Here is a 13,053-nt window from a genome sequence, read left to right as displayed (position 1 = left end):
TCATTTTGCGGTCGCTAGAATCGATGCGTTCCCTCGAACGCATCGACGACCGATGAACGACTTCCTGTTCGGGCTGATGATCGCGCTGTCGGTCGGGCCCGTCGCACTGATGATCGCGAACTACGGCATGCGCGCCGGCACCGTCACCGGCGTGCGCGCGGCGGCGGGCGTTGCCGCTGCCGACGGTTGTTATGCGGTCGTCGCGTTCACGCTCGGCGCGATGCTGGCAAGCACGCTCGCGTCGCACCTGTCGCTGTTCCGCGTCGTCGGCGCGCTCGTATTGCTCGCCATGGGCGCACGGATGCTGTGGCAGGCGCTGCGGGATCGGCGCCGCACGCTCGATGGCGAGGCGCCGCCGCCGGGCAACCGCCCGTTCACGTCGATGTTCTTCGTCACGCTCGCGAACCCGCTCACCATCCTGCTGTTCTATGGCTACGCGACGGCTGCCGCCGGCGCGCATCGGCACTGGCTGCTGGGTGCCGCGTGCGTGTTTGCCGGCAGCCTCACGGGGCAGCTCGTGTTCGCGTTCGGCGGCAGTGCGATCGGGCGCATCGTGAAGTCGCCGGGGTGGCTCGCGGCGAGCCATGTGGTCGCCGCGCTGGTCGTGCTCGGTTACGGGGTGGCGGGGCTCGCGCGCGCGTAGCGGATCGGGAGTCGGCCACTGCGGAAGGGGGTGACGATCGGCGGCCTGTCGGCGTTCGTTCCTGCCAACCGGATAGCATTCCTGATGGTTGTCATGCGACACGATGGCGTGAATCCGCGGCGACTCACCGCGTTACGCAACACGCGCGCCGTCGCACGAAACACCGGCAGCCGTTTCGTAGCCGGGTTCCGCATCGCGCATGCCCGTTCTATACTCCCTCGCGCAGTCTCCGAGAGCCGTTCTCACCCAACATCATCGAAACAAGGAACGCCGATGCTGACTCGCTCCATTCTTTCCGCCGCCGCATTCTCGCTTGCAGCCTGTGCGACCGCGCCGTCGATCGCGCAGGACAACCAGGGCAACAACGCAGGCAACAATGCATTCGCCGAGACCGGTGCACAGGGCCGCCCGGTCAAGGTCATGATCATCACGATGTTCGGTCCGGAGGGCCAGGCCTGGCTCGACCGGCTCGGCCCGTGGCGCGACATCACCGTGCCCGGCCTGTCGCCCGACTATCCGGCCGTTCACTGCAACAAGCAGGACGTATGCGTCGTGACGACCGGCATGGGTTATGCGAACGCGACCGCGACGATCATGGCGCTCACGTTCTCGCAGCGCTTCGATCTGCGCCGCACGTATTTCCTCGTCTCCGGCATCGCGGGCGTCGACCCCGCGCAAGGCACGGTCGGGTCGGCCGCGTGGTCGAAATACCTCGTCGATTTCAGTCTGCAGTGGGAACTCGATGCACGCGAGATTCCGGCCGGCTGGAATACGGGCTATCTCGGCATCAACACGAAGAGCCCGAACGACAAGCCGCCGCTTGACTACCGCACCGAAGTATTCCAGCTGAACCCGCAACTGACCGACGCCGCATACGCGCTGTCGCGCAACGTCGTGCTCGCCGACAGTGCGCAAGCGCAGGCCGCGCGCGCGAAGTTCACGTATGCGCCGGCGAACCGGCCGCCGACGGTGATCCAGTGCGACACGTCATCGGGCAACACGTGGTTCTCGGGCACGTTGATCGGCGAGCGCGCGCGCCAGTGGACCAAGATCCTGACGGACGGCAAGGGCACCTACTGCATGACCGCGCAGGAAGACAACGCGACGTATGAAGCGCTCAAGCGCGCGGCGAGCGTGAAGCGGGTCGACCTGTCGCGCGTCGCGGTGCTGCGCACCGGGTCCGATTTCGACCGGCCGTATGCGGGGCAGACGAGCGCCGACAACCTGCTGAACTACGCGGACCAGGGCGGCTTCGCCCCGGCGACCGAAAACCTGTACCGCGCGGGCAATCCGCTCGTGCAGGACATCGTGACGCACTGGGGCGAGTGGCGCGACGGCGTGCCGCGCAGGTGAGTGAGTCTAGCGACGCGCTGGAGTCACTCGATCATTCACGCGTAGCCGAGCTCCGGGCGAGTCAATATCGCCTGGAGCGACCGGATTGGGGCTCGCGGGACCGACTGCAGAGGATCACGGCCCGGGTTGCGCGAGCTTGAGTTCGACGCGCGTATATTCGGGCCCCAATAGTTGCATGGTCGCTGTCTCACCGCGCTCGTCCGTCATGCCGAGGTATTGCGTTGCACTGGTGCTGATCCGGTAGCAGGTGTGCATCAACGGCTTGTGGTCTTGATTTCGTAAAAGCAAGGTCTGATTGCGTGTGCGTGCGGTCCAGCGTTCCGTTGTCACAAAACGCGCCGATGTGGGCTCCCGGCTGTCGCCGCACGAAAAGCGGGTCGAGTCGGGCTGGGGCCCTGGCGTCTCGGGCGTCAGGGCAAAACTGGCGACACCGGGCGTACCCGCTGAGTTGCAGAGACTCTGACACCCTGCAGGCGGGCATTTCGGAACGAACTGGACCCACAGCTGCTTTCTGTCATCGGGATCGAGCTTGCCGTTCCTGCGCGACACGATTCGCTCGTCGACGTAGATGTCGTCGGGCGACATCCCGAGTTGCACGAGAAACGATTTCATCTGCGCACCGCGTTGCCGCGCGAGTTGATTGGGTCGGTTTTCCCAATCGTAAGCCGTCGCGTCGATCGAGGCCGCCGCCCCTTCGCGCGTCCATTCCCTGGCGGTCAGGTAGTGTCTGACGACGGCGAGTCGGTCGCTGTTGGCGATCTCGGTCGAATTCAGCGGCAGTTCCATGCTGTCGGTCAGCAGGATCTTGCACGCATTGGCCTGTATCGGGAGCGACAGGAGGGCGCCGAGTATGACGGGGAGGGCATATCGCATGAGTTGCTCCGATTCAACGCGCCAGAATGAACCAGGCGATGTTGTCCGCATTGCCGATCGCCATGCCCGGGTAGCGTTTCGCGAACTGGGCGCAGGCCCAGCGACCGTATGCCGCTGGATGGTCACCCGCGTCGAAAGTGTCAGCAAAATGGGCGCATTCGTGAACGATGGTCAGTTGCTGCGAGGAAAGGTTTCCGGCTGATCGCTCGGGTAGCGAGCAAAACGGGAGATTGATCGCGATAGTATGAGTTGCGGTGTCGGGGCGACAGACATGTGCGACCACGGCGTCGGGATGCTTCATGTTTGGCAGACATCCTGTTGCGCGGTCGGCATCGGAACCGATGCGGACGAAATTTCTTGGGCCGAGATTAGCCATCACCCTGGCCAGGGCATCGAGCCCCGAAGTTAGTCTGCGTCTTGTATCGATATTTGCCGAGCCGAACCACTCGATGACTCGCGCTTCCGTGGCCGGATTCCATCGCATCAGTTCCATGCGCCGTCGCAGTGTGATCTCGACTGCTTCGTCCCGCAATTCAAGTATCCGTTTCCTGAACGCTGAATCCGTCATGTTCGGACAGATTGGCGGTCCGTCGAGCGATACGCTGGGCTGTGACGATGTTGTCATAGGCACTCTCCATATGGATATCATCTGGAGTACTGATGCTAAGTGCCCGAACTAGATCGATGATGCACAAAATTGCGGCTAACGGAACGAATGAGTATTGGTAAGTGTGAATGGCAGGTGAGAAAGGCCGCGGTTTCTTGCGGCGAACAGGTGTTCTTTCGCTGGCCCGGCCGGCGTGATGATCTGGATTGAGGCCGCTTGGACTTGCGATATGCGGCCGATAGACCACGAGTATGGCGGCAAGCGCGATCAGGCAGACTAATCAGCCTGTGTCAATCGATGTGTCGGGCACTGATGCGACTTGGTCGTTGGATCGACCTTGGGTAATGTCACCAATCGTGTCGCAACAGTGGTCGCTGTAACTGCGGTACAAATGTGCCGCATTGGCCGACGCGCCGTCCCCCGGCGACCGAAAACCTGTACCGCGCGGGCAATCCGCTCGTGCAGGACATCGTGACGCACTGGGGCGAGTGGCGCGACGGCGTGCCGCGCAGGTAATGGCCGGACGGATGACTCAGCCGGCGCTCAATGCGAGTGCGGGGCCGAACGGAACGGCGTCCACACCGGCGTGGTGTCGTCCCAGTGATCGAGCGGCGAAGGAAGTGATTGGTCGTTCATCATGTGCTCCTGCAACTAACTGACTCAGCGAGTCGTCGATGGGTGTGTCGCGACGCCGCGCGCGGGGTGACCCGCTGCGCGGCGTTGCGCGTTTACCGGCCTCCGCCGGCGAGCTGGTTGCTTTCCTGCATCGAGCGATACGGGCCTTGTGCGAGCTCGAGCCCTTGCGGATACGAGTTGGCCTTGCGCAGGTACGCGAGCGTGCCGTCGCGGCGAGCCTGTTCGACTTCCGCGCTGACCTCGGCGCGGGTGCGCGGGCCGTAATGCTGCGAGTACCACGACGTATTGCCGTAATCGCCGGCATGCGGGGTGCCCGAATCGGCGAAGGCCGGTGCGGATACGGCGAGTGCGAGGGTCAGGGCGGAGAGAAGGTGGCGGCGGTTCATGACGTAACTCCTGTGTCGATATGAGTTAGCGCTTCAGCGCTTACTCAGATCCCATGCTTTGCATCCGGTCGGAGTTGGCGCTTCAGCGCTTTCTCCGGTCCCATTCAGCGGGATCTGTTCGATGCGCAACGAGGTGCGCGACAGGGTTTACTCTAGGTATCTGTTCCGTCGCGATAAATGCGGCAGACGCGAATTGAATTGTCGTGTCAGTGGAACAATCGTCATCCGCATGGCTGACAGGGTTATGTGGAAAGCGCCGGCAGCCCCATGGCGCGGGCCTCACGCGGGTGCGACGACCACGCGCAACGTCACGCAACGGCGCACGCGGGCGATTGCCGCGCTCGGCACAAAGGTTTGCTGCGGATTCGGGAAGGATCGGGTGCGCCGCGCGGACACGCGGCACGAAGGCGGGACAACGCGCGGGCTGCGCAGCCCGCGCGTGTTGGTTCAGACGATTACGCGACCCACTCGTTGATGACCGGCGTGTCGAGCGCCGGCGCGCGTTCGGCTTCCTCGAACGTGCGCTTGCTGCACGTCGCGTCGAGGCTGCCCTTGCCGCTCAGCAGCGGGCAGCGATCGAACACTTCGGCGACCCAGTCGACGAACACGCGCACCTTTGGCGACAGATGGCGGCTGTGCGGATACACGACCGAGATCGGCATCGGCAGCGGCTTGACGCCGGGCAGGACTTCCTTGAGCCGGCCTTCGCGCAGGTGCGGCAGCACCATGAAGAGCGGCGGCTGGATCAGCCCGAAGCCTTCGACCCCGCAGGTCACGTACGCATCCGCGTCGTTCACCGACACGATGCTGTCCATCTTGACCTCGATTTCCTTGCCTTCGCTCAGGAAGGTCCAGTCGATCGTGCGGCCGGTGCGGCTCGAGAAATAGTTGACGGCCTTGTGCTGGCTCAGGTCGTCGATCGTCTGCGGCTCGCCGAAGCGCTCGAGGTAGTCGGGCGCGGCGACCGTCACGCCTTCGAACAGGCCGACCCGGCGCGCGACGAGCGACGAGTCCTGCAGCGCGCCGACGCGGATCACGCAATCGACGCCTTCCTGCAGCAAGTCGACCGGCCGATCGGACAGGCCGAGCTGCAGGTCGATGTCGGGGTAGCGCGTATGAAATTCGCACAGCGACGGAATCACGAGCAGCCGTCCGATCGAGCCGGGCATGTCGATACGCAACTTTCCGTGCGGCTTCCGGTTGTTGGCCTGGAAGCTCGCCTCGGTTTCCTCGACGTCCGCGAGGATCCGCACGCATCTTTCGTAGTACGCGGCGCCGTCCGGCGTGAGCGACAGCCGGCGCGTGGTCCGGTGCATCAGCCGCACGCCGAGGAATGCCTCGAGATTCTGGATGATCGTCGTGACGGACGCCCGCGGCAAGCTGAGCGTTTCTGCTGCCTTGGTGAAGCTGCTTGTATCGACGACGCGAGTAAACACCTGCATGGCCTGAAGCCGGTCCATCACAACCTCCGCAATCTAATTTGCCGCCGGAACAAGAAGGCTGCGTTACCTCGTGGGTGAACGCAGCCTCGGATTGTTCGGGGTCGTTGAATTGTGTTGCCGGATTATAGGCATTTATCCCAATGTCTGCCGGACCCAGAATTCGTTCCATCTCGAAATGGATGCTGCATCGTCATGGACGCTTCTGAATTCAGCAAATTCCTGAAAGCCGCGTTGCCCGTGCAAGCCATGGCTGGCGCGGCGTTGACCGTGGCCGAAGTGGAAATTCCCGGCTACGCGCAGGACATCGTGCTGCGCCTCTACCGCCGCCCGGACAAGACCGGATTGCCGGTAGTGCTTTACTTCCACGGCGGCGGCTTCGTGCGCGGTTCGCTCGAAGACGCCGATTTCGCCGCGCGCTTTTTAGCAGAACGCTTACCAGCTCTCGTAGTGTCGGTCGACTATTCGCTCGCGCCGGCCTTTCCTTTTCCGGCCGCGCCGGAGGATGCGTATCGCGCCGCCGTGTGGGCCGCGACACGTGCCCGCGCGTTCGGCGGCAATCCGAAGAAGATCGGCGTCGCGGGCCACGACGCGGGCGGCCAGCTCGCGAACTGCCTCGCGTTCATCGCGCGCGACCGCGGCGAAGTGTCGATCGCCGCGCAGGCGCTGTTCGGGCCGATGCTCGACCCGAGCATGACGCGCATCGGCGACGCCGATCGTCTTGCCTCCGACATCACCGCGCGCGAATGCGCGGCATGTTATCGCGCGTATCTGCCGCAGGCGGCGCAGCGCATGCACCCGTACGCGGCGCCGCTCGAATCGGTGCGCCTCGCGGGGCTGCCGCCGACGCTCGTCGTCACCGCGCAGAACGACGTATTGCACGTCGAAGCGGAGAAATATGCGGGCTGCCTGATTTCATCGGGCGTGCTCACGCAGGTGATCCGCTACCCGGACATCACGCACGCCGCGCTCGCGACGCACGAAGCCGCCTTCGAGGAAGCCGTGCGCTTCTTCCAGTGCCGCTTCCAGGCGCGCCAGCCGAACCGTTCCGAATAACCAAACCAATCCACGCTTACTGGAGATCCACATGGCCATCCTACGCACCTCCCGCTCCCGAATCGCGACCGCCGCGATCGTGACGCTCGCCGTCGTCGGCCTCGGAACGTTCGGCGCGATGCGCGTGAACGCGAACGCGCCCGAAAAGGCGGCGGCGCCGCTGCCCGAAGTCGACGTCGCGACCATCGTGCCGCAGACCGTGACCGACTGGCAGAGTTATTCGGGCCGCCTCGAAGCGATCGAAAAGGTCGACGTCCGCCCGCAGGTGTCGGGCACGATCGTCGCGGTGAATTTCAAGGACGGCGCGCTCGTGAAGAAGGGCGACGTGCTGTTCGTGATCGACCCGCGCCCGTACCAGGCCGAAGTCGACCGCGCGGCTGCGCAGCTCGCGGCTGCCCAGGCGCGCAACGGCTACGCGCAGACCGACTGGCAGCGTGCGCAGCGGCTGATCGGCGACAACGCGATCGCGAAGCGCGATTACGACGAGAAGCAGAACGCGGCCCGCGAGGCGGCGGCGAACGTGAAGGCGGGCGATGCCGCGCTGGAAACGGCGCGCATCAACCTCGGCTATACGCGGATCACCGCGCCGGTGTCGGGCCGCGTGTCGCGCGCGGAGATCACGGTCGGCAACGTCGTGTCGGCCGGCGCGTCGGCCGCGCCGCTGACGACGCTGGTTTCGGTGTCGCCGATCTATGCGTCGTTCGATGCGGACGAGCAGACCTACCTGCAATACATCAATGGCGCGCGTGATGGCCGCAAGGTCCCGGTCGAGCTCGGCCTCGCGAACGAAACCGGCTACTCGCGCAGCGGCGTGATCGATTCGGTCGACAACCGGCTCGACACGTCGTCCGGCACGATCCGCGTGCGCGCACGCTTCGACAACGCGGACGGCGCGCTCGTCCCGGGCCTCTACGCCCGCGTGAAGGTCGGCGGCAGCGCGCCGCACCAGGCGCTGCTCGTGGACGACGCGGCGATCAACACCGACCAGGACAAGAAGTTCGTGTTCGTCGTCGACCAGCAGGGCCGCGTGTCGTACCGCGAAGTGCAGCAGGGGATGCAGCACGGCAACCGGCGCGTGATCGTGAGCGGGCTTTCCGCCGGCGATCGCGTCGTCGTGAACGGCACGCAGCGCGTGCGCCCCGGCGAACAGGTGAAACCGCACATGGTCCCGATGACGGGAGGCGATGCGCCGTCCGCGCCGCTGGCGGACAACGCGAAGCCGGCCGCACCGGCGAAGGCGGATTCGTAAGCGGCCCGCCGCTTCGATTCCGCGTTCAACCAGACAGAGCCATTCATGAACATTTCAAAATTCTTTATCGACCGGCCGATCTTTGCAGGAGTCCTATCAGTGATCATCCTGCTGGGCGGGGTGATCGCGATGTTCCTGCTGCCGATTTCGGAATATCCGGAAGTCGTGCCGCCTTCCGTGATCGTGAAGGCGCAGTACCCGGGCGCCAACCCGAAAGTGATCGCCGAGACGGTCGCGTCGCCGCTTGAAGAGCAGATCAACGGCGTCGAGGACATGCTCTACATGCAGTCGCAGGCGAACAGCGACGGCAACATGACGATCACCGTCACGTTCAAGCTCGGCACCGATCCGGACAAGGCCACGCAGCTCGTGCAGAACCGTGTGAACCAGGCGCTGCCGCGTTTGCCGGAAGACGTGCAGCGGCTCGGCATCACCACGGTGAAGAGCTCGCCGACGCTGACGATGGTGGTCCACCTGATCTCGCCGGACAACCGGTACGACATGACCTACCTGCGCAACTACGCGCTGATCAACGTGAAGGATCGCCTGTCGCGGATCCAGGGCGTCGGCCAGGTGCAGCTGTGGGGTTCGGGCGACTACGCGATGCGCGTGTGGCTCGATCCGCAGAAGGTCGCGCAGCGCGGGCTGTCGGCCGAGGACGTCGTGCAGTCCATTCGCGAGCAGAACGTGCAGGTCGCGGCCGGCGTGATCGGCGCGTCGCCGTCGCTGCCCGGCACGCCGTTGCAGTTGTCGGTGAACGCGCGCGGCCGGTTGCAGACGGAAGACGAGTTCGGCGACATCGTCGTGAAGACGACGCCGGACGGCGGCGTCACGCGCCTGCGCGATATCGCGCGGATCCAGCTCGACGCGTCCGAATACGGGCTGCGCTCGCTGCTCGACAACAAGCCGGCCGTCGCGATGGCGATCAACCAGTCGCCGGGCGCGAACTCGCTGCAGATCTCGGACGAAGTGCGCAAGACGATGGCCGAGCTGAAGCAGGACATGCCGGCGGGTATCGACTACAAGATCGTCTATGACCCGACGCAGTTCGTGCGTTCGTCGATCAAGGCGGTCGTGCACACGCTGCTCGAAGCGATCGCGCTGGTCGTGATCGTCGTGATCGTGTTCCTGCAGACCTGGCGCGCATCGCTGATTCCGCTGATCGCGGTGCCGGTGTCGATCATCGGCACGTTCTCGCTGCTGCTCGCGTTCGGCTATTCGATCAACGCGTTGTCATTGTTCGGGATGGTGCTGGCGATCGGGATCGTGGTCGACGATGCGATCGTCGTCGTCGAGAACGTCGAGCGCAACATCGAAAGCGGGATGAACGCGCGGCAGGCGACCTACAAGGCGATGCAGGAAGTGAGCGGGCCGATCATCGCGATCGCGCTGACGCTCGTCGCCGTGTTCGTGCCGCTCGCGTTCATGTCGGGCCTCACCGGCCAGTTCTACAAGCAGTTCGCGATGACCATCGCGATCTCGACGGTGATCTCGGCGTTCAACTCGCTGACGCTGTCGCCGGCGCTGTCCGCGATCCTGCTGAAGGGGCACGGCGAGAAGGAAGACTGGCTCACGCGCGTGATGAACCGCGTGCTCGGCGGTTTCTTCCGCGGCTTCAACAAAGTGTTCCATCGCGGCGCGGAGAACTACGGCCGCGGCGTGCGCGGCGTGCTGTCGCGCAAGACGGTGATGCTGGGTGTGTACCTCGTGCTGGTGGGCGCGACCGTGCTGGTGTCGAAGGTCGTGCCGGGCGGCTTCGTGCCCGCGCAGGACAAGGAATACCTGATCGCGTTCGCGCAGCTGCCGAACGGCGCGTCGCTCGACCGCACCGAGAAGGTGATCCGCGACATGGGTTCGATTGCGTTGAAGCAGCCGGGCGTCGAGAGCGCGGTCGCGTTCCCGGGGCTGTCGGTGAACGGCTTCACCAACAGCTCGAGCGCGGGCATCGTGTTCGTGACGCTGAAGCCGTTCTCGGAACGGCACGGCAAGGCGCTGTCGGCCGGCGCGATCGCGGGTGCGCTGAACCAGCAGTACAGCGCGATGAAGGATTCGTTCGTCGCGGTGTTCCCGCCGCCGCCGGTGCTCGGCCTCGGCACGCTCGGCGGGTTCAAGATGCAGATCGAGGATCGCGGCGCGGTCGGTTATGCGCGGCTCGCGGATGCGACCAACGACTTCATCAAGCGCGCGCAGCAGGCGCCGGAACTGGGCCCGTTGTTCACGAGCTACCAGATCAACGTGCCGCAGCTCAATGTCGATCTCGATCGCGTGAAGGCGAAGCAGCTCGGTGTGCCGGTCACCGACGTGTTCAACACGATGCAGGTGTATCTCGGCTCGCTGTACGTGAACGACTTCAACCGTTTCGGGCGTGTGTACCAGGTGCGCGTGCAGGCCGATGCGCCGTTCCGCCAGCGCGCGGACGACATCCTGCAGCTCAAGACGCGCAACGACAAGGGCGAGATGGTGCCGCTGTCGTCGCTCGTCACGGTGACGCCGACGTTCGGCCCTGAAATGGTCGTGCGCTACAACGGCTACACGGCGGCCGACATCAACGGCGGCCCGGCGCCGGGCTTCTCGTCGGGTCAGGCGCAGGCCGCGATCGAGCGCATCGCGCACGAGACGCTGCCGCGCGGCGTGCGGTTCGAGTGGACCGACCTCACGTACCAGCAGATCCTCGCGGGCAACGCGGCGATCGTCGTGTTCCCGATCAGCGTGCTGCTCGTGTTCCTGGTGCTCGCCGCGTTGTATGAAAGCCTGACGCTGCCGCTCGCGGTGATCCTGATCGTGCCGATGAGCATCCTGTCGGCGCTCACCGGTGTGTGGCTCACGCAGGGCGACAACAACATCTTCACGCAGATCGGCCTGATGGTGCTGGTGGGGCTGTCCGCGAAGAACGCGATCCTGATCGTCGAATTCGCGCGTGAACTGGAGCACGACGGCAGGACGCCGCTCCAGGCCGCGATCGAGGCGAGCCGGATGCGGCTGCGCCCGATCCTGATGACGTCGATCGCGTTCATCATGGGCGTCGTGCCGCTCGTCACGTCGACGGGGGCGGGTTCGGAGATGCGCCATGCGATGGGTATCGCGGTGTTCTTCGGGATGCTCGGCGTGACGCTGTTCGGGCTGATGCTGACGCCGGTGTTCTACGTTGTGCTGCGTACGCTCGCGGGCGGCAAGATCCACGTCGCCGGCAAGGACTCGGCGGGTTATGGCGTGACGCCTCCGGGCGTACCGGCACCGGGCGTGCCGGCAACGGATGCTTGAGGATAGAAAGATGAACAACATGCACAACTCGAATGGCCTGATGCGCTTCGCGAAGGTGGCGGCCGCGAGCACCCTGCTCGCGACGCTGCTCGCCGCGTGCGCGGTGGGCCCCGACTACAAGCGCCCGGATGCGTCGACGCCCGCCGCGTTCAAGGAAGCGCCGACGCTCGCCCAGGGCGAACAGGCCGGCACGTGGAAGACGGCCGAGCCGTCGGACGGCGCGCATCGCGGCGAATGGTGGACGGTGTTCGGCGACCCGGTGCTCGATTCGCTCGAGACCCAGGCGCTCGCCGCGAACCAGAACCTGAAGGCCGCGGCCGCGCGGGTCGAGGAAGCGCGCGCGGCGACGCGTTCGGCGCGTTCGCAATGGTTCCCGCAGATCGGCGCCGGTTTCGGACCGATGCGCGAAGGGCTGTCGTCGGCGTCGCAGTTCCAGCCGCAGGGCACGGGCCCGACCAACGCGACGCTGTGGCGTGCGCAGGGCACGGTGTCCTACGAGGCCGACCTGTTCGGCCGCGTCGGCCGCAACGTCGAGGCGTCGCGCGCCGACCAGGCGCAGAGCGAAGCGCTGTTCCGCTCGGTGCAGCTCGCGCTGCAGGCGGACGTCGCGCAGAACTACTTCGAACTGCGCCAGCTCGACTCGGACCAGGACCTGTACCGCCGCACGGTGGAATTGCGCGATCAGGCGCTCAAGCTCGTACAGCGCCGCTTCAACGAAGGCGATATCAGCGAGCTCGACGTGTCGCGCGCTAAGAACGAGCTGGCCACCGCGCAGGCCGATGCGGTCGGCGTCGCGCGCCGGCGCGCGGCCTCCGAGCATGCGCTCGCGATCCTGCTCGGCAAGGCGCCCGCGGATTTCGGGTTCAAGGAAACGCCGATCGTGCCGGTCGGCGTGAAGATTCCGCCGGGCCTGCCGTCCGCGCTGCTCGAACGCCGTCCGGACGTGTCGGCGGCCGAGCGCGCGATGGCGGCCGCGAACGCGCGGATCGGCCTTGCGAAGTCGGCGTATTTCCCGAAGCTCGATATCACGGGGGCGTTCGGTTATGAAGCGTCGACGCTCGGCAGCCTGTTCATGTGGTCGAGCCGCACGTTCCTGCTCGGGCCGTTCGCCGGCACCGCGCTGACGCTGCCGCTGTTCGACGGCGGGCGCCGTGCGGCCGGCGTGCAGCAGGCGCGCGCGCAGTACGACGAGCAGGTCGCGAACTACCGGCAGCAGGTGCTCGTCGCGTTCCGCGAGGTCGAGGACAATCTCGCCGATCTGCGCCTGCTCGACGACCAGATCCACGCGCAGGATGCGGCCGTCAATGCATCGCGCCGCGCGGCGACGCTGTCGCGCACGCAGTATCAGGAAGGCGAGATCGCGTATCTCGACGTGATCGACAGCGAACGGTCGGTGCTGGTGTCGCAGTTGCAGGCGAACCAGCTGACCGGTGCGCAGGCCGTGTCGACTGTCAACCTGATCCGCGCGTTGGGCGGTGGATGGGGTGCGGCGCCGACGGCGGTTGGTGACGCCGCGACCGTCAAGCAGGAAGTCGCGGTGCGTTGACGCA

10 protein-coding genes are annotated in these 13,053 nt (G+C 65.5%); 6 read left to right on the top strand and 4 right to left on the bottom strand.

Going from position 1 to position 13,053, the window contains the following annotated elements; all coding sequences use genetic code 11:
- Positions 1-52: 52 nt before the first annotated feature.
- Positions 53-643, top strand: a complete 591-nt coding sequence (locus VL15_RS12660) for a LysE family translocator (protein WP_048245890.1) — start codon at positions 53-55, stop codon at positions 641-643.
- Between the two features lie 273 nt (positions 644-916).
- The gene (locus VL15_RS12655) at positions 917-1,996 is read left to right on the top strand and encodes a purine-nucleoside phosphorylase (protein ID WP_048245889.1); all 1,080 of its coding nucleotides are present in this window, start codon (positions 917-919) and stop codon (positions 1,994-1,996) included.
- Positions 1,997-2,110: 114 nt separating this feature from the next.
- Here the strand turns inward: VL15_RS12655 and VL15_RS12650 are convergent, their stop codons facing one another.
- The 4 genes from VL15_RS12650 to ceoR form a co-directional block, all read right to left on the bottom strand.
- On the bottom strand, positions 2,111-2,869 hold the full coding sequence (locus tag VL15_RS12650) for a hypothetical protein (RefSeq protein WP_048245888.1): 759 nt from the start codon (positions 2,867-2,869) through the stop codon (positions 2,111-2,113).
- Positions 2,870-2,882: 13 nt separating this feature from the next.
- The gene (locus tag VL15_RS39950) at positions 2,883-3,494 is read right to left on the bottom strand and encodes a M35 family metallo-endopeptidase (RefSeq protein ID WP_230684436.1); all 612 of its coding nucleotides are present in this window, start codon (positions 3,492-3,494) and stop codon (positions 2,883-2,885) included.
- Positions 3,495-4,204: 710 nt separating this feature from the next.
- On the bottom strand, positions 4,205-4,498 hold the full coding sequence (locus tag VL15_RS12645; RefSeq protein ID WP_048245887.1) for a DUF4148 domain-containing protein: 294 nt from the start codon (positions 4,496-4,498) through the stop codon (positions 4,205-4,207).
- A gap of 455 nt (positions 4,499-4,953) precedes the next feature.
- Positions 4,954-5,958, bottom strand: a complete 1,005-nt coding sequence (gene ceoR, locus VL15_RS12640) for a putative multidrug efflux transcriptional regulator CeoR (protein WP_048245886.1) — start codon at positions 5,956-5,958, stop codon at positions 4,954-4,956.
- Positions 5,959-6,132: 174 nt separating this feature from the next.
- Between ceoR and VL15_RS12635 the strand changes: the two genes are divergently transcribed.
- From VL15_RS12635 to opcM, 4 genes are read left to right on the top strand one after another with little or no spacing between them, the layout of a single operon-like run.
- Positions 6,133-6,993, top strand: a complete 861-nt coding sequence (locus VL15_RS12635; RefSeq protein ID WP_048245885.1) for an alpha/beta hydrolase — start codon at positions 6,133-6,135, stop codon at positions 6,991-6,993.
- A gap of 31 nt (positions 6,994-7,024) precedes the next feature.
- Positions 7,025-8,242 carry a multidrug efflux RND transporter periplasmic adaptor subunit CeoA gene (ceoA, locus tag VL15_RS12630; RefSeq protein ID WP_048245883.1) on the top strand — a complete coding sequence of 406 codons (1,218 nt, stop codon included), beginning with the start codon at positions 7,025-7,027 and terminating at the stop codon, positions 8,240-8,242.
- A 45-nt stretch (positions 8,243-8,287) separates the two neighbouring features.
- A complete protein-coding gene (ceoB, locus tag VL15_RS12625) occupies positions 8,288-11,503 on the top strand; it encodes a multidrug efflux RND transporter permease subunit CeoB (protein WP_048245882.1) in 3,216 nt (1,071 codons plus the stop codon).
- Positions 11,504-11,513: 10 nt separating this feature from the next.
- On the top strand, positions 11,514-13,049 hold the full coding sequence (gene opcM, locus VL15_RS12620) for a multidrug efflux transporter outer membrane subunit OpcM (protein WP_048245881.1): 1,536 nt from the start codon (positions 11,514-11,516) through the stop codon (positions 13,047-13,049).
- Positions 13,050-13,053 lie beyond the last annotated feature (4 nt).

Source organism: Burkholderia cepacia, from assembly GCF_001039005.1.
Classification (GTDB): domain Bacteria; phylum Pseudomonadota; class Gammaproteobacteria; order Burkholderiales; family Burkholderiaceae; genus Burkholderia; species Burkholderia theae.
The sequence above is the reverse complement of the archived record's forward strand: the minus strand, read 5'-3'. Positions and strand labels throughout refer to the sequence as shown.